Annotated in this window: 19 protein-coding genes; 8 read left to right on the top strand and 11 right to left on the bottom strand. The window is 57.0% G+C overall.

Annotation, left to right across the window (positions count from 1 at the left end; translation table 11 throughout):
- Positions 1-10 precede the first annotated feature (10 nt).
- From ADS46_RS00325 to ADS46_RS00315, 3 genes are all read left to right on the top strand, one after another.
- Positions 11-961 carry a Bug family tripartite tricarboxylate transporter substrate binding protein gene (locus tag ADS46_RS00325; RefSeq protein ID WP_066314727.1) on the top strand — a complete coding sequence of 317 codons (951 nt, stop codon included), beginning with the start codon at positions 11-13 and terminating at the stop codon, positions 959-961.
- A 93-nt stretch (positions 962-1054) separates the two neighbouring features.
- Entirely contained in the window at positions 1055-2596 is a 1542-nt protein-coding gene (locus tag ADS46_RS00320) for a tripartite tricarboxylate transporter permease (RefSeq protein WP_066314724.1), read from the top strand.
- Complete coding sequence (locus ADS46_RS00315; protein WP_066314722.1) at positions 2593-3048, top strand: tripartite tricarboxylate transporter TctB family protein; 456 nt, start codon at positions 2593-2595, stop codon at positions 3046-3048. The genes ADS46_RS00320 and ADS46_RS00315 overlap by 4 nt, the downstream gene beginning before the upstream one ends.
- Before the next feature lie 381 nt (positions 3049-3429).
- On the opposite strand, the gene ADS46_RS00310 is transcribed toward ADS46_RS00315, so the two are convergent.
- Positions 3430-4302, bottom strand: coding sequence for a LysR family transcriptional regulator (locus ADS46_RS00310; protein WP_066314720.1), 873 nt, complete (start codon positions 4300-4302; stop codon positions 3430-3432).
- A 100-nt stretch (positions 4303-4402) separates the two neighbouring features.
- Between ADS46_RS00310 and ADS46_RS00305 the strand changes: the two genes are divergently transcribed.
- Positions 4403-5572, top strand: coding sequence for a mandelate racemase/muconate lactonizing enzyme family protein (locus tag ADS46_RS00305; RefSeq protein WP_066314718.1), 1170 nt, complete (start codon positions 4403-4405; stop codon positions 5570-5572).
- Positions 5573-6688: 1116 nt separating this feature from the next.
- Here ADS46_RS00305 and ADS46_RS00300 read toward each other — a convergent pair.
- The 9 genes from ADS46_RS00300 to ADS46_RS00260 all read right to left on the bottom strand — a co-directional run bounded on the left by ADS46_RS00300 (position 6689) and on the right by ADS46_RS00260 (position 18149).
- Entirely contained in the window at positions 6689-7810 is a 1122-nt protein-coding gene (locus tag ADS46_RS00300) for a Gfo/Idh/MocA family protein (protein WP_066314716.1), read from the bottom strand.
- Between the two features lie 73 nt (positions 7811-7883).
- On the bottom strand, positions 7884-9386 hold the full coding sequence (locus tag ADS46_RS00295; RefSeq protein WP_066314713.1) for a CoA-acylating methylmalonate-semialdehyde dehydrogenase: 1503 nt from the start codon (positions 9384-9386) through the stop codon (positions 7884-7886).
- 35 nt (positions 9387-9421) lie between these two features.
- Entirely contained in the window at positions 9422-10324 is a 903-nt protein-coding gene (gene iolE / locus ADS46_RS00290) for a myo-inosose-2 dehydratase (RefSeq protein WP_066314708.1), read from the bottom strand.
- A gap of 83 nt (positions 10325-10407) precedes the next feature.
- Positions 10408-12255, bottom strand: a complete 1848-nt coding sequence (gene iolD, locus ADS46_RS00285) for a 3D-(3,5/4)-trihydroxycyclohexane-1,2-dione acylhydrolase (decyclizing) (RefSeq protein WP_066314703.1) — start codon at positions 12253-12255, stop codon at positions 10408-10410.
- A 1-nt stretch (position 12256) separates the two neighbouring features.
- Complete coding sequence (locus tag ADS46_RS00280) at positions 12257-14215, bottom strand: bifunctional 5-dehydro-2-deoxygluconokinase/5-dehydro-2-deoxyphosphogluconate aldolase (protein WP_066314701.1); 1959 nt, start codon at positions 14213-14215, stop codon at positions 12257-12259.
- Positions 14216-14315: 100 nt separating this feature from the next.
- Positions 14316-15113: a TIM barrel protein gene (locus tag ADS46_RS00275; protein ID WP_066314698.1), complete on the bottom strand. Its 798-nt coding sequence runs from the start codon at positions 15111-15113 to the stop codon at positions 14316-14318.
- A 9-nt stretch (positions 15114-15122) separates the two neighbouring features.
- The gene (locus tag ADS46_RS00270; protein ID WP_066314696.1) at positions 15123-16013 is read right to left on the bottom strand and encodes an ATP-binding cassette domain-containing protein; all 891 of its coding nucleotides are present in this window, start codon (positions 16011-16013) and stop codon (positions 15123-15125) included.
- A gap of 1 nt (position 16014) precedes the next feature.
- Positions 16015-17145 carry an ABC transporter permease gene (locus ADS46_RS00265; RefSeq protein ID WP_066314693.1) on the bottom strand — a complete coding sequence of 377 codons (1131 nt, stop codon included), beginning with the start codon at positions 17143-17145 and terminating at the stop codon, positions 16015-16017.
- Between the two features lie 53 nt (positions 17146-17198).
- On the bottom strand, positions 17199-18149 hold the full coding sequence (locus ADS46_RS00260; protein WP_066314692.1) for a sugar ABC transporter substrate-binding protein: 951 nt from the start codon (positions 18147-18149) through the stop codon (positions 17199-17201).
- Between the two features lie 206 nt (positions 18150-18355).
- On the opposite strand from ADS46_RS00260, the gene ADS46_RS00255 reads away from it, so the two are divergent.
- The 4 genes from ADS46_RS00255 (at position 18356) to ADS46_RS00240 (ending at position 22009) form a co-directional block, all read left to right on the top strand.
- Positions 18356-19219 carry a MurR/RpiR family transcriptional regulator gene (locus ADS46_RS00255; protein WP_066314691.1) on the top strand — a complete coding sequence of 288 codons (864 nt, stop codon included), beginning with the start codon at positions 18356-18358 and terminating at the stop codon, positions 19217-19219.
- Positions 19220-19262: 43 nt separating this feature from the next.
- A complete protein-coding gene (gene iolG / locus ADS46_RS00250; protein WP_066314689.1) occupies positions 19263-20258 on the top strand; it encodes an inositol 2-dehydrogenase in 996 nt (331 codons plus the stop codon).
- A gap of 89 nt (positions 20259-20347) precedes the next feature.
- Complete coding sequence (iolB, locus tag ADS46_RS00245; RefSeq protein ID WP_066314687.1) at positions 20348-21151, top strand: 5-deoxy-glucuronate isomerase; 804 nt, start codon at positions 20348-20350, stop codon at positions 21149-21151.
- A gap of 114 nt (positions 21152-21265) precedes the next feature.
- Positions 21266-22009, top strand: a complete 744-nt coding sequence (locus ADS46_RS00240) for a sulfite exporter TauE/SafE family protein (RefSeq protein ID WP_066314684.1) — start codon at positions 21266-21268, stop codon at positions 22007-22009.
- Here ADS46_RS00240 and ADS46_RS00235 read toward each other — a convergent pair whose 3' ends face one another.
- Positions 22010-22714 carry an HAD family hydrolase gene (locus ADS46_RS00235; RefSeq protein WP_066314681.1) on the bottom strand — a complete coding sequence of 235 codons (705 nt, stop codon included), beginning with the start codon at positions 22712-22714 and terminating at the stop codon, positions 22010-22012.
- Positions 22715-22741 lie beyond the last annotated feature (27 nt).

The raw sequence follows: 22741 nt of genomic DNA, 5'->3' as shown, positions 1-22741 counted from the left end.
GGAGCATTCCATGACATTTACCCTCAAGACACTCGCGTTGTCCGTAACCGCTATCAGCGCCATCGGGGTTGCTGGTGTGGCCCAGGCCGAATACCCGGAAGAAGACATCACCTACATTATTCCCTTCGATCCAGGTGGTGAATCCGATGTAACGGCACGCTTCCAGGAGCCGATCCTGGAGGAGGAGCTTGGCGTTTCGGTCAATGTTACGCATCGACCTGGCGGTGGCGGCGCCGTGGCATGGAGCGAATTCCAGAATAGCGCCGAGCCCGATGGCTACGAGATCATCGGCGTGAATATCCCCCATATCATCGGTCAGCCAATACAGCGTAATAATGCTGGTTATACGACTGACGACTGGCGAATCGTGACCTTCTTCCACTCTACGCCCAATGCGTTAATCGTATCTAACGACAGCCCCTACAACACCCTGGAAGACCTCGTCGAGGACGCCAAGGAAAACCCCGAAGCCATCACGCTAGGGGGTAGCGGCACCTACAGCGCCAACCATCTGGATATGCTGCGCTTCGAGAAAGAAGCCGATATAGACCTAACCTACATCCCCTTCTCAGGCACTGGTCCTCTTAAAGGCGCGCTTGAAGGCGGTCATGTCGCCGGGATCTTTAATTACACCATGCTCGGTACTGAAATGGCCGATAGCGTTAAAGTGCTAGCCGTAGCCGCCGAGGAACGCGTCAAGTCACTGCCTGATGCGCCCACCTTCAAGGAACAGGGCTACGATATCGTCGGTGGTGCCTACCGCGGTGTCGCGGTGCCCAAGAACACCCCCGATGACGTGGTGGCTACCCTGGAGGAAGCCTTCGCCGAAGCCAATCGTCAGATCACCGAGAAGCAGGAGCCGTTGGGCTTCGTGATGGAGTACATCACCGGTGAAGAAGTCGATGAAGTAATGACCATGCTACGCGAGGCCTACGGCCCGATCCTCGAAGAAGCCGAGTAACACTCCTCCCTCTGCGGGGTCCTTGATTGGGCCCCTATTTTTTGTTTTTTCACCATGCTAGCCACGCACGCGTGGCTACAAGGAGGGCGACCCATGGATATGTTACTGGAGGCGCTGACCTCCCTTCTGACTTTCGAGAGTATATTGACCGTCCTGATCGGAGTGTCGGCGGGGCTTTTCATCGGTGCCATGCCTGGACTCACGGCTACGATGGCACTTGCCATGCTGTTGCCTTTCACGTTCTCGATGGAGGCCTTGCAGGGGTTGATCGCCTTAGGTGCGGTTTACATGGGCTCTATCTATGGCGGTGCATTCACCGCCATTCTGATCAATACCCCCGGGACCCCTTCTTCCATAGCCACCACCTTCGATGGTTACCCCATGGCACGTCAGGGTCGGGCGTATGAGGCCCTGGCCGCGGCCACTATCGCCTCGGTGGTGGGCGGCATCGTCGGGGTGATCTTTCTATTGATCCTCGCGCCGCCGCTCGCGCGGCTGGCGGTTGCCTTCGGGCCGTCGGAGATGTTCTGGGTGGCGATGCTGGGGCTGACCCTGGTCGCCAGTCTGTCGAGCGACTCCCTGCTGAAGGGCCTTCTTGCTGGCTGTATAGGCATTCTGCTGAGCACGATCGGGGTGTCGCCGGTCGGGGGCGAAAGCCGCTTCACCTTCGGCTATCCGCCGTTACAAGGTGGCATTGAGCTGATCGTAGCGCTGATCGGGCTATTCGTGATCCCCGAGCTGTTGACCATGGCGGCGGAAGGACGCGGGGCATTGCCCGACGGAGGCGAACTGCGCAAGAAAGAGGTCTCCATCGCCAAGATAGCGCGGCGTATCTTCAGTAAACCGATTAACCTTATCCGCTCGTGTCTAATCGGCCAAGTCATCTCAATCATCCCCGGCGCCGGGGGCAATGTCACCAGCCTGGTGGCCTATAACGAGGCGCGGCGTTTCTCTAAGGAACCCAAAAGTTTTGGCAAGGGCAACGTCGATGGTGTGGTGGCGTCGGAATCGAGCAACAATGTGATGGTCGCGGGCAGCATGGTGCCACTGCTTACTTTGGGCATACCCGGCGCGCCGCCCGATGCTATCATCCTCGGGGTGTTGCTGATGCATGGTCTGCGTCCAGGACTCGACCTCTTCACCGAGTCTGGGGTGTTGACCAACGGCTTCATCCTCTCCATGGGCATGGCGGCATTAATGCTACTACCTGTCGGGTTGTTGGGTGGACGCCTGATCCACCGTGTGGTGATCCGAACGCCCTATTACTTCCTAGTGCCGAGCATCGCTATGGTGACCATTCTCGGGACATTTGCGTTGCGCAACAGCATGCTGGATGTAGGGATCATGCTAATCCTGGGCACGGCTGGCTACTTCTTACGGCTGATCGGCATTCAGGCGGCTCCCATCGTGCTTGGCCTGATCCTAGGAGGAATTGCCGAACAGGGCTATGTACAGACGCTCATGGCGGCGGTGGTCGATCCGATTCCCTGGCTAAGGTTGGTGAGCAACCCACTCTCAATGGTACTCGCTGGTCTAGTAGTGCTAGGCGCGGCAACTGCGCTGGTACCCATGTGGCTGGCACGCAAGGGGCTGTTGGATAAAGTTGATGCAAATGACAGTGGAGGCTCGTCATGATTCTGCGTCTTAATACCGATATCGCTGCGGGCGCTCTCGGCCTGGTGTTTGGTGCCTTGCTGTGGTTTCCCAAGGGTGATATCGGGCGGCTTAGCATCATCTTCCCGCGCGCTATCCTGTTGATCCTGGCGCTGATCTCGATCGCCCTGGTCGTCAAGGGGTTCATCAAACCGAGTGGCCGCCAAATCGAGATCACTGGCAGCCCACGGCGGCTGCTCACGGTCATGATCGGCTTTTTTGTTTGGTGGGGCGTGGTCGAGATCCTGGGTTTCCTGCTAACGACGCTGATCGCTTTCTTTGCCCTCACTTGGTATCTGTCCAGGGTGGAAACCGCGGTTACCTGGCAGCGCATGTTGAAGTGGACCCCGATCATCGTGGCGCTAGTCGGTATCTTTTACCTGACCTTCACGGAGGTGCTAAATGTGCGCCTGCCGTCAGGTATTTTCTTTTAGTAGGAGTGATGATTTGGTGGGGACCGGGATCATGCCCGGTCCCCACCCACACCATCAGTGGTAAGGCGTCTTTCCCACCTTCCCCCCACTTTTATGTTCACTGCGTCAAACGTCATGATCAGGTCGAATGGCGCAGCAGTACAATCACGACATTCTGTGATGGGCTCAGCGCTCAGCTTAGGCCTGGTAGAAAACCTATGCATACTCAAAGTGCTAAACCAGCATGGTTGGTCACCACGTCAATCTATTCCCCACAGCTGTAATACTGACGAATTACTTCCCAGGACAGAGGGATCTGGCAGTCGCGATGGGGTAAGCAGTATGGCTGCATAGCCTGCGACGACGCTTAGGCGATCAGGCCATCCCCCAGTACTGAATCTCTTATTGCAGCCCAGCCCAGAACGCCTCTGCATAGGGGCTCAGCGGAGCGACAGGTCTGGTGAGATGAATTTCCAGCGGGATATCCCAGCTCTGATCCAAAGCACGATGCAGCCTCGCATCCAAGATCTCCTGCTCGGTGAGACTTTTGGGCAGCCAAGCGACCCCTTTGTTCTCCAGAGCCATAGACATTAGAACCGCCGCTAAATGACTGCTAAAGCGTGGCTTCAGGTGCAAGAACGCTTCTTTACCTTGAAGTCTATGCGAAACGATACGCCCCAGCCCTGATTCTTCGGTGTAGGCAAGGTAAGGCAGTGACTCAGGCGAGGCGTCGAATTGCGCTGACCCTCCAGCTAAGGCAAGTAGCGTGTCGCGACCAATTTCTTTACTAATGAACTGATCAGCCGTTAAACGTGGGGGAACCTCCGGGTGACGGTGGCAGAGTAAAAACTGTACTTGACCATGCACCAACATTTGCTCGCAAGTGGCCATACTGTCGGAGTGCAACTGAACGGATTCAATGGGTGCGCCCTTTTCTGCGCTTCTGATCCAGCGTGGAAAGAATGTGAACGACAATGAATGGGTCGCCGCAAAATGAAGTGTTTTAGCGGCGGTTCCTGCAACTTCTTGCGCTTCGGCTCTGATCCGATAGAGCCTGCTAGCCGCATCTTGAGCGCTCGCAAGAATATGCCTGCCAGCTTCGGTCAACGTGGCGCCTTGGGGGGTGCGGATAAACAGATCGGCGCCGATCCAATTCTCCAAAGAGCGTATTCGCCGGCTGAATGCCGGCTGAGTGATGTGCCGAGCTTCTGCAGCACGGACGAAGCTTCCGTACTCGGCCAACGCTTCAAAATCTTCCAACCAAATGAGTTCCATAGGGCAATGCCGTCTCGGTATAGGGCGCGGCATTTATAGCATTGGGCACGCCCTCTCGCCAAGTTTACCATGGCCACGTCAGCTATAAGAGGAACACGTCATGCGTATCGTCGAAATCCGAGAAAAAACCGTTTCTATTGCCTCACCTATCGCTAACGCCTACATCGATTTTTCCAAAATGACCTGTTCGGTCGTAGCGGTCATTACCGATGTCATTCGTGATGGCAAGCCCGTCATCGGCTATGGCTTCAATTCCAACGGCCGTTACGGCCAAGGCGCGTTGATGCGGGATCGCTTCCTGGATCGTATCAGCGAAGCGGATCCGGCATCGCTGATCGACGAAGAGAACGATAACCTCGACCCGTTCGCCATCTGGAAGACCCTGATGACAAACGAGAAGCCGGGTGGCCATGGTGAGCGTTCGGTCGCTGTTGGCACCATCGATATGGCTGTCTGGGATGCTGTCGCCAAGATCGAAGGTAAGCCTTTGTATCGCCTGCTGGCTGACCGTTATCGCGGCGGCGTGGCCGATGACAAGGTCTGGGTTTATGCGGCGGGCGGTTATTACTATCCCGACAATGACCATTCCAAGCTAAAGGCTGAGATGCAGAGCTATCTGGATCGCGGCTATGACGTTGTAAAAATGAAGATCGGTGCCGCGCCTTTGGATGAAGACATTCGCCGCATCGAGGCCGTGCTCGACGTTGTTGGTGACGGCCGTCGCCTGGCCGTGGATGCCAACGGTCGCTTCGATCTGAAAACGGCCATTGCTTACGCCGAGGCCATTAAGAAGTACAACCTGTTCTGGTACGAAGAGATCGGTGACCCACTCGACTATGCCTTGCAAGCCGAGATGGCGAATCACTATGAGTTGCCGATGGCCACTGGTGAAAACCTGTTTTCTCACCAAGATGCCCGCAACCTGCTGCGTTACGGTGGCATGCGTCCTGATCGCGACTTCTTGCAGTTCGACTGCGCACTGTCCTACGGCCTGGTGGAATACATGCGCACTCTGGACGTAATGAAAGAAATGGGCTGGTCCTCACGCCGTGTGGTGCCGCACGGTGGCCACCAGATGTCGCTGAACATCGCTGCTGGCTTGCACCTGGGCGGCAACGAGTCCTATCCAGATGTGTTCCAGCCATTCGGCGGTTTTGCTGATGGCACCCAGGTAGAGAACGGCTATGTCGGTCTGCCTGATGTACCGGGCGTGGGCTTTGAAGCCAAATCCGCGCTTTACGCCGTCATGCGTGAACTTGGCGAGGGCTAAGCCCTACTTGTGAATGCCTCGTCACGTGCGGGGCATTCGTGCTTTTGGCATCAATCCCTGATCCCAAAAGCACGAATGCTCCTCAGAAAAATAACTGAGATGCGCTCGTAGAAACGCCCAGATCACACTGGTACAGCCAGCTTAATGTACATGTGCTGATCGGCATCTTTATCGGCGCAAAGCTGCAGCCATTTGCGAATGCTTCATCAAAATACTGCTGTCTCTATCATCTTAGGTACTGTTGTCGTCAGCATAGCTAAGATAAGAATTATCAAGGACATAGGTCGGAGCGCTGATCTATATTGTGGCAGTGGCGAGCACCATCAGGGATTCTTGGATAATACTAAAAACCAAGATATGTCGTTTTCACTTCACCCTAGTATAAAGCCAAACAAGCGTATGCAATTATTGCTACATGATTTGGCTTTGCAACGCCGTTCCAACGCTCGCTGCCCATGCGAAAAGAGCGCAATGATACGGAGAACCTCATTAAACCAGTGGTGCTGGCCCGCTAACGCCGCTAGGGTAAACAACTCATCGAGCAAATCCGTGGTAGCAGGAATTATGCCACTCTGTTAGCTCGCGTGACTGGACAGCCCATGTAACATTCACCGCTAGCAACCAAGAAGGGGCCAAATTAACACCAGTAATCCCGTTAGATTCAACGACAAGTTGTGTACTTTTACGCGTGTGCTTCTCCTCGTATGAACGATGTATGGTACCCAAGCAGATAACTGCTACATTCATTCTGATTGCGGTTAATCAGTGAAACAATTGAGGCCGCTGAAAATCGTTAATGCTCGGAACATAAATTAAAAAATTTTCAACAGGATGGTTCTGAATGCCCTGTGAACCTTCGAAAGAGACGCTACGCATGAAAGCTCGCGCTCGCCATCCTTGTAGGGTTTTCTCGACTCCATGGCAGAAACAAAGATTGGAATAGACCGTGGATCTGACATTGCTTTAGTGACATACCCGTGCTGTGACGCTCATCGAACCAGGCTGGCACTACGGCCAACACACAGGCTCAGCCTGATAATTGCTAAATGTACACCTACTACTTAAAGCTAATAGCCAGGTTAGCAGCCCCCCTTAATGGCATGGGGCCACTAACTATTATACGTGAACCCACCGCCCCGTCTGATCTGACGTTTCAATAGCCTCTATTAATCGATTAACGCGTGCGGCTTCACGAAAGTCGGGGTAAAGGGGACGGTCATTGATAATGCCTTCAACCAGATCGCGCACCTCGATAATCTTCTGATCGTTATAGCCCAGGCCGTGCCCCGGCGCTGGGCTGAACGCAGCATAGTCAGGGTGTTCAGGGCCCGCTAACAGGGTGGTGAACCCGCGTCTGCCGTGGGCATCGCCGTGGCGATATAGCTGCAGCTCGCTCATGCGTTCCTGGTCAAACACAATGGCGCCTTTGGTGCCCGTTAGCGTGTAGGCCAAGCCCATTTTGCGGCCAGCGGCCACCCGGGAGGTTTCGATATTGCCGATTAACCCCTGGTCAAACCGCAGCATGGCCTGGGCCTGGTCGTCGTTTTCCACTACGGCCATACCGCTGCCGTCGACTTTGGGCCGCTTGGCGATAACGGTCTGTAGTTGGCCACATACCTCAGTAATACGCTGCCCGGTTAAAAACTCGCCCATATTGAGAATATGCGACCCCACATCGCCTAGCGCGCCGGTACCGGCTGTTGCCCGCTGTGTATGCCAGTCGTGGGGCTTTTGCGGGTCGAGCAGGTAATCCTCGTTGTGCCGTCCACGAAAGTGAGTCAATTCACCGATTTCACCACTGGCGACAATTTGGCGGGCCAACTGGCTGGCAGAATTGCGTATATAGTTGAAGCCCACCAGGGTTTTGACGCCCGCCTTTTCAGCCGCCGCGACCATCTCGTCGGCATCGGCGCTGCTTAGCGCCAGCGGCTTTTCAGCGTAAACATGTTTGCCCGCGGCAATGGCGGCCAGCGCCATCTCTTTATGCAGAAAATTGGGCGCGCAGATATCCACCACGTCCTCTTCACTGTCTGCCACCAGGGCACGCCAATCGTCGGTGGCGCGGGAAAAGCCCCAGGCCCGCGCCCGGCTTTCGGCTATGGCGAGGTCGACATCTGCCAGCAGTTCGCACACGGGTTTAGCGGGTAGTTCAAAAACGCTGGACGCTGCATTAAAGGCAATCGCGTGGGCTTTACCCATAAAGCCGGTGCCGATCAGGCCAATCTTGAGGGTTTTCATTGTGGTTATCCCTGTTTTAAAAATAACGCCGGGCTGGGCCCGGCGTTGAATGGTGTCTTGCTCCGCAGGCTGTTTACATCGTCGGCATGGTGAAGTGATTGGTCTCTTCACGAATACCACTAGGCCAGCGCTGGGTGATGGTTTTCATGCGAGTATAGAAACGCACACCGTCGGGGCCGTGCATATGCAGCGGGCCAAACAGCGAACGCTTCCATCCGCCGAAGCTGTGGAACGCCATGGGCACCGGGATCGGCACATTAACGCCGACCATGCCGACCTGAATCTGCTCGCAGTACTGACGCGCCGCATCGCCATCACGGGTAAAGATCGCCGTACCGTTGCCGTACTCGTGAGCATTGACCATGCTGACGGCTTCGTCGAAGCTCGCCACGCGAGCAATCGCCAGCACCGGGCCGAAGATTTCTTCAGAGTGAATGCGCATGTCTGGCGTCACATGATCAAATAGTGTTCCACCAATAAAATAGCCATCGCCCGCCCCCTCTATCGTTGTCTGGCGGCCGTCTACTACCAGCTCTGCTCCTTCATCCACGCCGGTTTGAATATAGCCCGCCACTTTGTCGCGGTGTTCGCGGGTGATGAGCGGGCCCATATCGTTATCCGGGCCATCGACCAGACCAGGCCCAACCGTCAATTTCTCCAGTTCAGCCACCAGCTTTTCGCGCAGGCGGTTGGCGGTATCTTCGCCCACTGGCACCGCCACGGAAATCGCCATGCAGCGCTCGCCTGCTGAGCCATAGGCCGCGCCCATCAGCGCCCCCACGGCTTGATCAAGATCCGCATCGGGCATGATTACCATGTGGTTTTTGGCGCCGCCCAGGGCCTGAACACGTTTGCCATGGGCTGATGCGGTAGCGTAGATGTACTCGGCGATTGGGGTAGAGCCCACAAAGCTCACCGCCTGAACACGCTCATCGGTAAGCAGCACATCCACCGCTTCTTTATCACCATTGACGACGTTGAAGACGCCATCCGGCAGGCCCGCTTCTTTAAGCAGCTCGGCTAGGCGCAGCGGCGTAGAGGGGTCTTTTTCCGAAGGCTTCATGATGAAGGTATTGCCGCAGGCCAGGGCGATGGGGAACATCCACATGGGCACCATGGCGGGAAAGTTGAACGGCGAGATACCTGCACACACGCCCAGCGGCTGCATCATCGAGTAACTATCAACGCCGGTGCCGACGTTCATGGAGTGCTCGCCCTTCTGGAGGTGGGGAATGCCACAGGCAAACTCGACCACTTCCAGGCCCCGGGTCACTTCGCCTTTGGCGTCAGAAAACACCTTGCCGTGTTCGCTGGAGACCAGTCGTGCCAGCTCATCGGTGTGCTCCTCGACCAACGCCTTGAACTTAAACAGAATACGCGCGCGCTTCAGCGGCGAGGTTTTAGACCAGGCGACAAAGGCCTCATCGGCGATGCGCACTGCGTCAAGGGTTTCATCGGCACTGGCCAGCGCCACCTGGGCGCTCTGTTCACCGGTGGCCGGGTTGTAAACCGGCGAAGTGCGCAGGCTCTGCCCGGCGGAGAGCTGACCATTAAGATAGTGGGATAACGTTTGCATATAGGCTCCTGATTAAAAGATGGCGCTGGCGCTATTTAGCTGGCAACGTCAAAACCTGCCTGCTCGGCAAGTTGGCGTAAGTTGCGATAACCCAGGCGGGCGTAAGTCAGCGGATGGGCGACTTCCGGGTCTTGTTCGGCTTCAACCACCAGCCACCCCTGGTAACCCTGTTTGCACAGGTGGGTTAAGGCGGGCAGAAAATCCACATTGCCATCCCCCGGCACCGTAAACAGCCCGTCTAACACGCCGTTTAAAAAACTTTTGTCGCGGTTGCGTAACGCATCTAGCACTGGGAAACGCAGGTCTTTGCAGTGCACATGGTGGATACGCTGGCTGTAGCGTTTTGCAATGGCGAGTGGGTCACCGCCGGCACCTCGCAGATGGCCAAAATCAAGCAGTAGCCCCACGCCTTCGCCGGTGTTGTCCATCAAGCGCTCAACGTCGGCCTGGCTTTCGATCACCGTGCCCAGGTGGTGGTGATATACCAACTGAATGCCCTGGGATTTCAGGTAGTCGCCCAATACCTCCAGGCCATGCAGCAGGCGCTGCCACTCTTGCTCGGAAAGGTGCGGACGCTGGGAAAGCGGGCACTCCTGATCGCCGTGTACACAGTGGGTGACTTCGCACAGCACCATCACCTTGGCGCCGCACTCCTTGAGCAGGTTCATATGATCCTGAATGGCGTCAATCTCTTCTTCAGGCGTGCGCTCCAGCAACTGCGCGGAATACCAGCCCGACACAAGCGCCAGGTCGTGGGCGCTCAGCGCTTGGCTCAAGGCGTCGGGGGTGCGGGGAAATTTATTGCCCAACTCGAAGCCGCTAAACCCCGCTTCGCGGCCCTCTTTCAAACAGGTTTCCAGCGGTGTTGCGCCGCCCAGGCTGGGCAAGTCGTCGTTCGTCCAGGTGAGCGGGTTGATGCCTAAAGTAACCGTTGGCATAGCGTATTCCTTATGATTGTTTGAGCATTCTCGGCGTTAGGGTGCTTTAACCTATCGCCGACTATCTGATGTAATGCATTCGATTAGCGGGCTTGGCGCTGCTTGGCCTCACGATAGCCTTGATAGGCTGACTTAACCTGCTCACGCTCGGAAACCTCGGGCACGGCGACTTCCCACCAAGCACCACCTTCCTGGGTGCTGGGTAGCGGGTCGGTGTCCAGGGCAATCACATAGGTCGAGGTGGCGCTGCGAGCGCGCACCAGCGCCTGCTCCAGCTCCGCAATGCCGCTCACCGATTCAGACTCACAGCCCAGAGATTTGGCATGGGCGGCAAAATCGGTTTTCGGGGCGCCAGCCTCGACAGTGAGGCAATCTTCCAGCAGGTTGTTGAACCCCGCGCCGCCGGTGGCCTGCTGCAAGCGGTTGATGCAGCCATAGCCGCGGTTATCCAACACCACCACAATCAGCTTGTGTCCCAGCATCACCGAGGTCGCCAGCTCCGAGTTGTGCATCAGGTAGCTGCCGTCGCCGACCATCACCACTACCTCGTTGTCAGGCTTGGCCATCTTGACGCCCAGCCCGCCTGCTATTTCATAGCCCATGCAGGAGAAGCCATACTCTACGTGGTAGCTGCCGGGGCCCGAGCATTGCCAGAGTTTATGCAGCTCGCCGGGCAAGCCACCGGCGGCACATACTACGGTGGTATCGTTGCCTGCCTGGCGATTGACGGCGCCGATCACCTGGGCATCAGTGGGCAGCGCCAGCCCTTGGTCGGCGGTCACACAGCGCACGATTTCGGCCCACTCGCGCTTGAGCGTGCCGGTCTGCTCGCGCCATTCATCGCCGCCGCGCCATTCACCCAGCGCCGCGTCGAGTTGCCCCAGCCCGATCAAGGCATCGCAGCTTAGCGGCAGTGCTTGATGCTTGAGGCTGTCGAAACGGCCAACGTTGAGGGCAATCAGCGTTTTTTCGCTACCTTCAAACAGCGCCCGGGAACCGGTGGTAAAGTCCTGCAGCCGCGTGCCCACCGCCAGAATGACATCCGCCTGCTCCGCCAACTGGTTAGCGGCTGCGCTGCCGGTCACCCCAATGGCACCTACCGCACAAGGGTGGCTATCGGCCAGTGCGCCCTTCCCCGCCTGGGTTTCGGCTACCGGGATGCCCCGCGCTTTAGCAAACTCTGCCAGGGCATCGCAGGCAGCGGCGTAATGCACGCCACCACCGGCGATAATCAGCAGGCGCTTGGCCTGTTGCAGCGCGGTGATGGCTTGGCGAAGCTCGTAAGCATCCGGCGGCGAGCGGCGAATGCGATGCACCTTGGGGGCAAAAAAGGCCTCAGGGTAATCGTAGGCAAAGGTTTGCACGTCCTGGGGCAGCGCCAGGGTCGCGGGGCCGCAGTGCTCAGGGTCCAGCAGGGTGGCAATCGCCTGGGGCAAGCTGGTCAACAGCTGCTCGGGGCGATTAATACGATCGAAGTAGCGCGACACCGGGCGAAAACAGTCGTTGACGCTAATGGTCGGGTCACCAAAATGCTCCACCTGCTGGAGTACCGGATCAGGTTCGCGGGTGGCAAAGGTGTCCCCCGGCAGCAGCAGGATCGGCAAGCGATTGGCGTGGGCGAGCGCCGCGGCGGTGACCATATTGGTCGCCCCTGGGCCGATCGAGCTGGTCGCAGCCATCAAGCGCTGGCGATTATTGGCTTTGGCAAAGGCAATCGCCGCGTGGGCCATGGCCTGTTCGTTGTGAGCGCGGAAGGTGGGCAGCGTGTCTTGCACGTGGTAGAGCGCTTCACCCATTCCGGCCACATTGCCATGGCCAAAAATCGCAAACACGCCTTCGAAAAGCGCCACCTCTTGACCATCAATCTCGATACGTTGCGCGGCAAGATACTTGACCAGCGCCTGAGCCATGGTGAGTCGAATGGTGCTCATCTTACGCCTCCTCGGTGTGGGCCAGCGTTTGCGGCTGCGCCTGTCTTAATTGCCGCCACGCTTTTATCAGTTCGGCATAGTTCTGGGCGACCCGCTCTACCAAGCTGGCGTCGTCAATACGCCCGGCCAGCCAATCACGGCTCGCGCTGGCAAACAGCGTGCGCCCGACGGTAAAACCTTTACAGCAGGCATGATTGGCCGCAGCTTCAAAGCCGCGCTTCATATCGTCCATAGGGGCGTCGAGCCCGAGCAGTACGACCCCACGGCAGTATTTATCTTCGCGTTCAATAGTCTCGCCCACCGCCTGCCAGGCAGCGTCTGACATAGAGGGAAGCTTCCACCAGTCTGGGCGAATGCCCAGGTTGTAGAGCCGCTGAAGGCTGCGCGGCAAGGTGGTGTCGTCATTGGGCATATCGGCGGGAGGAATGACTTCAATCAGCAGTTCCAGCCCATAGGCACAGGCCGCCTGGTAGAGCTGACGCAGACGCTCCTCCTGCTCCAGGCGCAGCAAGAGTTCATCGTCGGGATGATAGAACGCCAGGCATTTAATGATTTGCTCTCTAGGCCAGTTGCGCAGACAGGCACCTAAATCATCGCCATGCTGGAAGCGCAAAGGCCGTGACCCAGGAAGCTCCACCGGTCGACCAATCCACCAGCCTTTTCCACTGGCCTGATTAAGCGCTTCCTGCCCCAGCACGTCGTCGACCAGAATCGCGGGCGTGGAAATACCGCCCTGCTTTGCGCCCTCTTCGGCGGCGGTGACCAGGAGTTTTTTAAGTGCTGGCAGCCGCGCGCTGTCGGCATACTCTTCGCGGGCCATATCGGTGAGCTGGCGGCGGTGGTCAAATGCCAAGCCCAACACTTCGGGCCACTGCGCAGGCACTCGGGTAGTGACACGGTGCAGATGATTCAGGCGCTGATCGATATCCGGACGGGATACCTCGTCGCGGCGTTCCAGGTAATCGAATAGCTCATCTTCGGTGGGCATGGCCGGGGCACAGCCGTGGCGGGAGACCACAAGCGCGCCGCAGGCGTTGGCATAACCGGCGCTGGTTTGCCAGGGCTCATTGCGCAGCCAGCCACGTAACAGCCCGCTCATAAAGGCATCACCGGCACCCAGCACGTTGAGCACCTCAACCTGTACGCCCTTCACCAAAATACCGTCTTCGATGCGGTCAGGAATAGCGCCTTCAAACACCACGCAACCCATGGGCCCCAGCTTGCATACCAGGGTAGCCTCGCTAACCTTTCGCACTGCGCGCAGGGCCGACAAGGTATCCGTACTGCCTCCGGCAATATGAAACTCCTCTTCGGTGCCCACAATCAGGTCGAAATCCGGCAGCCAGCGTTGCAGGTCGGTGGTCACCTTGTCATCGGCGATAAAGCGGGTTTCACCATCGCCGGGGTTGGTCAGACCCCACAGCACGGGGCGGTAGTCGATATCCAGCACCCGCTTCACGCCATAATGGGCAGCGGCGTCCAGCGCTTTACGACATGCTCGCCGAGTGGTATCCGTTGAAAGGTGGGTGCCGGTAATCGCCAGTGCTTTTGAGCGTGCAATAAACTCAGGGTCGATGGTGTCAGCGTCGATGGCCATATCGGCGCAGTCGCGACGGTAAAACAGCAGCGGAAAGCTTTCGCGGTCTTTCAGTGCCAGCAGCACCAAGCCGGTGTGGCGTTCAGGATCGGTTTGCAGTGCCGTGGTATCCACGCCTACCCGCTCAAGTTCCTCGCGTACAAAGTTGCCCATCTGCTCATCGCCGACTCGCGAGAGCATGGCTGACTTCAACCCTAGTCGCGCGGTACCGTAGGCCATATTGCCGGAGCTACCACCCAGGTATTTGGCGAAGCTGGCAACATCTTCCAGGCGGCTACCAATTTGCTCAGCGTAAAGGTCAACCGCTACACGCCCCAAGCAAATCAGGTCAAGCGGTCGGTGTTGACTATTGTTATTCAGCATAAATGTCTCCCCACGTCACAAATTCGTGGTACTGGGCAAAAAGTGGCACTGGGTATAAAAGCGTCTTGGGTGGCAATCGATAAGGCGTATCAACCGCAGCTTAAAGTGAGAAAGCAGCACGGAATCGGTCGAGCGCGAGGTCGTCATCGCCAGAGGCCCAGCCTTCCAGCCCTACGGTGCCGCGGTAGCCCATGTCGTTCAGCGCGTTGGCAATGGCGGGATAGTTAATCTCGCCGGTTCCCGGTTCGCAGCGCCCCGGCACATCAGCCACCTGCACTTCACCTATGTAGGGCCCACAGCGGCGAATCAATTCGATCAGATTACCCTCGCCAATTTGGGCGTGATAAACGTCCAACATAATGCGCAAGCTGGGCCGATCGACACTTTCCACCAGCGCTAGAACATCTTCCAAGCGCGCAAACGGCACACTTGGGTGGTCAACGTCGGTATTGAGGTTTTCAAGCACAAAGGTGACACCGTGCTGCTCACCGAGATCCGCTAGCCGGTTGAGCGTGTCGCGGGCTTTTAGCCACATAGCCCCAGTCATCTGTTGGCAAGGTTTAACGGGAAGCCCGTTACCATCCAGCCCGGTGCCATGTAAATTAAGACGCGGAATACCCAGCCGTTTGGCCACTTCAACCGACTCAGCGGCGGTGCGTAGCAGTTCATCGGCACCGGCGGCATCCGCTAAGGTGCCGGTGACATAGCCGGTCATGGATGAAAACGTCGCCCCGCTATTGGCCAGTGCGTCAATGTCATGCTTGGTCCAGTCCCAGATTTCGACTTGAAAGCCCAGCTCAGAAATACGCTTAACGCGTTCCAGTACAGGCAAATCACGGAAGACCATTTCAGCGCAGACGGCCAGTGTGAACGGGGATGATGGGGTAGGTTTATTCATCATGGCTCCTTAATAGCCGCTCGCAGTTCGCGGTGTAGGGGGTTCAGTGCTGCTTGTTTCATCCGAAGGCTGAGTGTCTTGTTCGGCTAGGTTGGCCTTCTTGGCTTTATCGTCCCGCTGGAATTCCGCCAGCTCCGCATCCAGGCTTTCAAGCTCGGCACCACCCGCCATCATATTGAGCACTTCCTCGCGGCTGACCTCTTCTTTGCGGAAGGAGCCTAAGCTGCCGCCGCGTGACAAGAGGGTGAACGCATCCGCCACCGGGAAGGCGTGGTGAACGTTGTGGGTAATAAAGATGACAGCGAGGCCATCGGCACGCGCTTTGGCAATGTAGCGCAGCACAACGGAAGCCTGCTTGACACCAAGTGCTGACGTCGGCTCGTCCAGAATCAGCACCTTAGCGCCAAAGTAGACGGCACGGGCAATCGCCACACACTGGCGTTCGCCACCTGAAAGGGTGCCCACCGGCTGGCTTGGGTCGCGTACATCGATACCGATTTTGGACATTTCCTCTTTGGCAATCCGGTCGGCATACTTCCAGTTAATGCGTTTAAACGGCCCCCAGCCCACGGTCGGTTCGCGTCCCATAAAGAAGTTACGGGTAATCGACATCAACGGCACCATCGCCAGATCCTGGAAAACCGTCGCAATACCAGCGTCGAGTGCGAAAGCTGGCGACTTGAAGCGGGCAGGCTGGCCATCCAAAAGCATTTCGCCGTGGGTGGGCTGGTGAACACCGGAAAGTGTTTTAATCAACGTTGACTTGCCAGCACCGTTATCACCCAGCAAGCACATAACCTCACCGGCATAGACCTGCATCGAGATATCGCTTAAGGCAATGACACTGCCAAAGTGCTTGCTGACACTGCGCATTTCAATCATGGGCGTTTGAGTTGTCATGTTACTTGGCCTCCATCGCCTTCTTGCGCATGTAATTGTTGAACAGCACGGCCACCAACAGCATCACGCCCAGGAAGACCTGGAACCAGTCAGTGTTGACACCGGTGTAAAAGATGCCCATCTGCACCATGCCGAAGATCAGCGCGCCCAGAGCGGCTCCGATAGCGGATCCATAACCGCCGGTGAGCAGTGCCCCGCCGATGACTACGGCAATAATCGCTTCCAGCTCTTTTAACAGGCCGCGAATGGTATCCGCCGAGCCGGTATCCATCACCTGAATGCAGGCAAAAATGGTGGCGGAGAAAGCGGTAAACACGAACAGTGAAATCTTGACGCGACGTACTGGGACGCCCGAGTTGCGCGCAGCATTAGCGTCGCCGCCGCTGGCGAATATCCAGTTGCCGTAAGGCGTGCACAGCAGGACCCAGGTCGCGACAGCGGTTAAGCCAAGCCACCACACAATCGAGACGGGAATGCCTGTGACCGAGGGATTGCCAGCGAAGTTGGTGCCAATCCAACCTTGCGAGGCCATCCAGGTGAACAGACCGGTAGCGACCTCGCCTGAGAAAAGTGCCGCGAACCAGTCACCGGGAATATGCTCTTCAACGCCACCCACTTGGGTGCGGCCTGTTAATAGACGGCTAATACCAATCGCTAGGCCACGCAGAATAAACAGAAACCCCAGCGTCACAATGAAGGAAGGTAAACCAGTGCGATTCACCAAGTTACCGTTAATCACCCCCACTAGCCCCGCACAGGCGAACGCCAATAAGATAGCGGCCCATAGCGGCCAGCCATACTCCACGGCAGGAATGGCAATGAGAATGCCGGCCAGACCGATCATCGAACCAATCGACAGGTCAAACTCCCCTCCGATCATGAGCAAGGCAGCCGCCGTGGCGATAATGCCCAGTTGAGCAGACACTTCGAGGAAATTAATGATGCCTGCGGGGGTAAACATACCCGTGCCGCTGGAGACAGTGATAAAGAAGGCAAGCACTAGCACGGTGCCGGCCAAAGCCCCAAGCTCCGGGCGGTTGAGCGCCTTCTTCCAAAAAGACACTTTCTGGATTCGCTCATCTTGAGGAGCTGCCGCTGGCGCAACAGATTGGTTAGTTTTATCGGAATTCATGACGATCGACTCCCAAGGCTCGATAACATCGAGCCTTTTCGATTAGGTAGTTATCAGCGAATGCCCTGATTGCTCAGTTCAATAACCTGTGCGGCGTTGTCTTGGGTCACAAACCCTGGTCCGGTGGGAACGTCCCCTGCGGGTAGCAATCCGTTTTTGACGAACTGATCGAGGAACATCACTGGTAGATAGCCTTGTAGGTACTGCTGTTGGTCGATCGCAAAACCCAGTTCACCCGCATTAAGGGCTTCCAGAATACCGGGTGAAAGATCAAAGGTACCGAGGGTGAACATATCGGTAGCGCCCTGCTCGCGCATGGCCTGAATCATGGGCTCAGCGGCCAGTGCCCCCAAGGTCAGAACGCCGCGTACATCGCTGTTCTCATTGAGGTAAGCGATAATGGCATTGCGGATTGATGTCGGGTCGTAAGTCGTTGCCAACTGCTCGGCGTTGCCGTCAAAGCCTTCTACGAAACCGTCACAACGCTGGTCAAGCCCCTGATTGCCTTGCTCGTGGTTCACGCAGACCCCTTTCTCGACGCCCAACTCTTGCATACGCTCGGCGGCCTGCCTGCCCGCCTCGTACTCACTTTGCCCAACATGCAGTCGGGCACCATAGTCCTTCGCCACTTCACCACCAGAGTTGATCGTGATGACTGGAATGCCGTTGTCGACAGCATTTTGGACTACGCCGCCCAGGGCACTTTCGTCGGTGAAGGAAACGATCAAACCATCTGGGTCAGATGCCACCGCCGCCTGGACAAGCTGCTGCATCTTGGCCATATCAAAGGTAGACGGAGCACGGTATTCGAGTTCAGCACCCACAAGATCAGCGGCCGCCTCTGCGCCGTTTTTAACCACCGACCAAAAAGGATCAGAGGGAATGCCATGGGTCACCATGACAAAGCGGCTATCTTCTTGAGCCGATTCTTGTGCTTGTGCGGTACCTGCCATTAGCGCTGTGGCGGTGGCCGTGGCTATAAGCCAATGTGGTAGACGTGTCATAGATTAATTCCTCTTCATGTTGTCATTATTAGTTGGTGATGCGGTATCGCATGCAGTGACGCTATGAAATATAGATTCCAAACAGACAAACAAGCAAATTATTTATTCTATACTTTGGTATATGTGGAATATTTATTTCAAACGACTACACTGCCTATCAACGAGCCACTACGACCAGTGGCAAATGCTTTATCGAAGGAATTGCCATGCAGCAGCCGCCACAAAGCTACCGCGAGCTGGAAACGTTGATCACCGCCGAGTACGCCACGCTAAGCAAACGCTTGCAGCAAACCGCGCGTTTTATGCTCGATCATCCACAGGAAGTCGCCTTAGCCACGGTGGCCAAAATTGCCGAACAGGCGGATGTCACCCCTTCCACGCTGATTCGCTTGGCCAATAGCTTGGGCTTTAAAGGCTTTACTGAAATGCAGCAGCTATTTCGCAGCCGCCTGGTCGACGAACTACCTAACTACACCGAGCGGATTCGCGCGGTACGCAGCGCCACCGGTGAAACCCCGGATAGCACCCAGCTGCTATGGGAGTTCGCTGACGCCAATCGCGCCGTGCTAGAGCAGCTACCCAGCCGCATCGATCCAGAGAGCCTGGAAAACGCATTAGATATTTTTGAAGAGGCGCATGCGATTCATGTGATGGGCGCACGGCGAAGCTTCATGGTAGCGAGCTACATGACCTATGCCTTGGCGCATGTGGATAAACCTGCGCTGCTGGTCAATGGTTTGGGTGGGATGTACGGCGAGCAACTGCGCGCCATGAGCCAACATGACGCCCTACTGACCATCAGTTTCTCCCCCTATGCCGAAGAGAGCCAAAAAGCCTGCGAAGACGCCTATCAGCGTGGTCTGCCTATTGTGGTGATTACCGACTCGACCCTCAGCCCGCTGGCTCGCTTTGCTGATGTGGTCTTCGTGGTTAGCGAAGCTGAAGTAAAAAGTTTCCGTAGCTTGACCGCGTCGCTCTGCTTGACCCAGACCCTGGCAATTGCCCTTGGGGTGCGGCAAGACAAAACACGCGACAAAGATAAGGGCCATGACAAAAAACGTAAGGCCTAAACACCCAAAGCAAGCCAACAGCAAAAACAAAACAGGAGACCTTATGAAACTCGCACTCATCGGCGCTGGACGTATCGGCAAGGTGCATGCCCAGGCCATTTATTCACACCCGAATGTTACCCTTGCCGCCGTGGCTGATTTTTATCATCCCGCCGCCGAGGCGCTAGCCGAGCAGTTTGATAGCCGTGCCATATCAGTGGACGATATTTTAGCGGACGACACCATCGATGCGGTGCTGATCGCCTCTAGCACGCCCACCCACGCCGAGTACCTAGAGCGTGCAGCCCGAGCAGGCAAGGCAGTTCTATGCGAAAAACCCATCGCCCTGGATTTAGCCCGCACGCGAGATGCTCTGCAGGTACTCAGTGAGCATCCGGTGACCTGTGCGCTAGGCTTTAACCGACGCCACGACCCTCAGTTTGCAGCTCTTAAGAAGGCCATGACCGAAGGACGTATAGGCGCGCTTGAAACGCTGACTATCATCAGCCGCGATCCGTCTCCCCCGCCCGCCGAGTATGTGGCTGATTCCGGCGGTCTGTTCCGCGACATGATGATTCATGACTTCGATATGGCCCGTTGGCTGCTCGATGAACCGATCGAAAGTGTCTTTGCCGTCGGCAGTAGCATCATCGATCCAGCCATTGGCGAAGCGGGTGATGTAGATACGGCGATGGTCACCCTCACAACGGCCAGTGGAAAGCTGTGCCAAATCAGCAATTCCCGGCGCGCCAACTTCGGCTACGACCAGCGTATCGAAGCCTTTGGCAGCCAAGGCATGCTGCAAGCGCAAAACGAGAGCGACACCCGGCTGCGCTTCACCGGTGAAGCAGGCCAAGTAGAAGATAAACCCAAGTGGTTCTTCCTGGAGCGCTATGCCCAAGCCTACCAACTTGAAATTGGCGACTTTGTCGCCGCATGGAAAGAGAAACGTGCGCCACTCGCAGGTGCCCAAGATGGCCTAGAGGCGTTGCGCTTAGCCGATGCAGCGGAACGTTCACTGCGTGAAGGTCGCAAAATTCTGCTCGACGCTTCGGTCTAAACAGACGCAAACGGGTCTGTGTAGATGACCCTTCATATCGTAATCGGCTAGCTGCCAACCGAGCAGCTAGCCATCTGAAGGAGCGATATATGGCTTCCCTACTGATACGCCCCACCGCCCTAGACACCCAAGGCACTGTGATTGACGTTACCCCGGCTTCCGCTGGCTGGACGTATGTTGGCTTTAGGGTTCACAAACTCGCCAAGGGCCAGCGCCTGGAGGCAAGCAGCGACGACCAGGAAGTCTGCCTGGTGCTGCTCACCGGTCGCGCCAATGTCGTCTGTGGCGAGCACCGCTTTGAAGACATCGGCGAGCGAATGGACATCTTTGAGCAAATCCCACCCTATGCCGTTTACCTGCCCAATCAGGTCAGTTACGAGGTGGAAGCGACGACGGATCTGGAATTAGCCGTGTGCGCTGCCCCTGGGCATGGTAATCACGCCCCAAGGCTGATTGCCCCCGATAACATCAAGCAAAGCACTCGTGGCCAGGGCACCAATATCCGTCATGTGCACGACATCCTGCCGGAAACCGAACCTGCCGATAGCCTGCTGGTGGTGGAAGTCTTCACCCCCGCGGGTAACTGGTCGAGCTACCCGCCCCATAAACACGATGTGGATAACTTGCCCCACGAGTCGCAGTTGGAAGAGACCTACTACCACCGCATCAATCCCGCTCAGGGCTTTGCCTTTCAGCGCGTCTACACCGATGACCGCCGCCTTGATGAAACCATGGCGGTAGAAAACGGCTGCTGTGTACTGGTGCCCAAGGGGTACCACCCCGTTGGTGCCGCTCACGGCTACTCGCTTTATTACTTAAACGTGATGGCCGGCCCCAAACGGGTATGGAAATTCCACAACGACCCCGACCACGAATGGCTAATGAAAGCTTGATGGAGTGACGCTTCGCCCGCTAACGTTCATCTAATGCTATGCTGTCCTGCCTCGCTTAATGCGGGGCTTTTTATTGACCGCTACTATCTGAGAACTGATAACCGAGAGAGGCGTATGCTCCCCGACTACTCCGTGATCGCCTGGCTATTAATCGTGTTTTCCGTCTACCTGACCGGCGTTTCAAAAGGCGGTTTTGCGGGGGGCTTTGGCACGCTATCGGTGCCGTTGATGGCGCTGGCCATCAGCCCGGCCCAGGCGGCTGGTCTCTTACTGCCGTTATTGCTGGTGATGGACGTGTTTGCGGTGAAGGCGTGGTGGGGCAGGCACGCGGTGGCCGAGGTATGGCGTTTTGTGCCGGGTCTATTCATAGGCGTGGCGGTAGGAACGCTGCTGTTCGACAGCCTGAGCGAGCAGGGATTACGCCTGACCCTCGGCGTGATCACCCTGCTGTTTGCCACCTATATGCTGCTGAAACCCGTTGCCAAGAAGCCCATTTCCTCCCGCTGGGCATTGCCAGCCGCAAGCGTCTGCGGATTTACCAGCTTCATGGCCCATGCGGGCGCACCGCCGCTCAACGTGTACCTGCTGCCGCGCAAGCTGTCCAAAGAGACCTTTATCGCCACCTGCGCTGTCACCTTTGCCGTGGTCAACGTGATCAAACTGGCGCCCTATATGTGGCTTGGCGAGATTAACGTTACCAGCGCCTGGGCCTCGCTGGTGCTGGTACCCATCGCCTGGATCGGCGTGCGCAACGGCCTGTGGCTGCAAAGCCGCGTCAACGAAGTGCTTTTTTACCGGTTGGTGATTCTGGCCATGTTTTTAGTCGGCTTTAATCTGATCTATCAGGCGCTGAACTGATTAACGTTGGCGAAAGGCAACCGCGGGTTTTGTGGTTCGCCAGTCCAAGCGCCGCCAACCTTCGAGGCTAGCCACCTCAGCCAGTACCGGGTCTGGATTAACCGCCACAGGGCAATCCACGTACTGAAGCAGCGGAAGGTCGTTGCGGGAGTCTGAGTAGAAGGTGGTGTGGGTGGGGGTGATCTGCTGCTCGGCCAGCCACTGTTTCAGGCGCATCACTTTGCCGCCACGATAGGAAAAAATCCCTTCGCTGCCGCCGGTATAGCGCACGTCTTCATTGATGCCGTGCTCCACACTCGGCTCTACCGCCAGCACGTGTTCAATGCCTAAAGTGGCCGCAATCGGCTCAACCAGGTGACGCGACGAGGCAGAAATCAGCAGCAGGGTATCGCCCGCCTGGCGGTGGGCGTCCAGACAGGCCCAGGCCTGATCGAAAATGCGTGGCTCCAGATGGGTGGCGACGAAGCGCTCGACCTCTTTTTGCACATCGCTCACCCGACGCCCGCGCAGCGGAGCCAGGGTCATAGCCAAATACTCTTCAAGCTTTAGCTTCCCCGCGTGATAGGCCTGGTGCATCCGCTCCGCCCGCGCCATAAAGGCTTCGGCATCGCGGATCCAGCCTTGCTCTATCATCCATAAATTCCAGCGGTCGCTGCAGTCTCCATCCAGGAGGGTGTCGTCAAGATCAAACAGGGCCAGGCGCATGGGGCACTCCTTTCATCACGAGTTGGC

Source organism: Halomonas sp. G11, assembly GCF_001663515.1.
Taxonomy (GTDB): Bacteria; Pseudomonadota; Gammaproteobacteria; order Pseudomonadales; family Halomonadaceae; genus Vreelandella.
This window is presented reverse-complemented; position numbering and strand designations above follow the sequence as displayed.

Coding starts and splice junctions, on each gene's coding strand:
- iolD (WP_066314703.1), bottom strand. CDS start 12,255: ATGAGCACCATTCGACTCACCATGGCTCAGGCGCTGGTCAAGTATCTT.
- ADS46_RS00240 (WP_066314684.1), top strand. CDS start 21,266: ATGCTCCCCGACTACTCCGTGATCGCCTGGCTATTAATCGTGTTTTCC.
- ADS46_RS00310 (WP_066314720.1), bottom strand. CDS start 4,302: ATGGAACTCATTTGGTTGGAAGATTTTGAAGCGTTGGCCGAGTACGGA.
- ADS46_RS00235 (WP_066314681.1), bottom strand. CDS start 22,714: ATGCGCCTGGCCCTGTTTGATCTTGACGACACCCTCCTGGATGGAGAC.
- ADS46_RS00325 (WP_066314727.1), top strand. CDS start 11: ATGACATTTACCCTCAAGACACTCGCGTTGTCCGTAACCGCTATCAGC.
- ADS46_RS00295 (WP_066314713.1), bottom strand. CDS start 9,386: ATGCAAACGTTATCCCACTATCTTAATGGTCAGCTCTCCGCCGGGCAG.
- ADS46_RS00260 (WP_066314692.1), bottom strand. CDS start 18,149: ATGACACGTCTACCACATTGGCTTATAGCCACGGCCACCGCCACAGCG.
- ADS46_RS00275 (WP_066314698.1), bottom strand. CDS start 15,113: ATGAATAAACCTACCCCATCATCCCCGTTCACACTGGCCGTCTGCGCT.
- ADS46_RS00300 (WP_066314716.1), bottom strand. CDS start 7,810: ATGAAAACCCTCAAGATTGGCCTGATCGGCACCGGCTTTATGGGTAAA.
- ADS46_RS00265 (WP_066314693.1), bottom strand. CDS start 17,145: ATGAATTCCGATAAAACTAACCAATCTGTTGCGCCAGCGGCAGCTCCT.
- ADS46_RS00255 (WP_066314691.1), top strand. CDS start 18,356: ATGCAGCAGCCGCCACAAAGCTACCGCGAGCTGGAAACGTTGATCACC.
- ADS46_RS00270 (WP_066314696.1), bottom strand. CDS start 16,013: ATGACAACTCAAACGCCCATGATTGAAATGCGCAGTGTCAGCAAGCAC.
- iolB (WP_066314687.1), top strand. CDS start 20,348: ATGGCTTCCCTACTGATACGCCCCACCGCCCTAGACACCCAAGGCACT.
- iolE (WP_066314708.1), bottom strand. CDS start 10,324: ATGCCAACGGTTACTTTAGGCATCAACCCGCTCACCTGGACGAACGAC.
- ADS46_RS00320 (WP_066314724.1), top strand. CDS start 1,055: ATGGATATGTTACTGGAGGCGCTGACCTCCCTTCTGACTTTCGAGAGT.
- ADS46_RS00280 (WP_066314701.1), bottom strand. CDS start 14,215: ATGCTGAATAACAATAGTCAACACCGACCGCTTGACCTGATTTGCTTG.
- ADS46_RS00305 (WP_066314718.1), top strand. CDS start 4,403: ATGCGTATCGTCGAAATCCGAGAAAAAACCGTTTCTATTGCCTCACCT.
- ADS46_RS00315 (WP_066314722.1), top strand. CDS start 2,593: ATGATTCTGCGTCTTAATACCGATATCGCTGCGGGCGCTCTCGGCCTG.
- iolG (WP_066314689.1), top strand. CDS start 19,263: ATGAAACTCGCACTCATCGGCGCTGGACGTATCGGCAAGGTGCATGCC.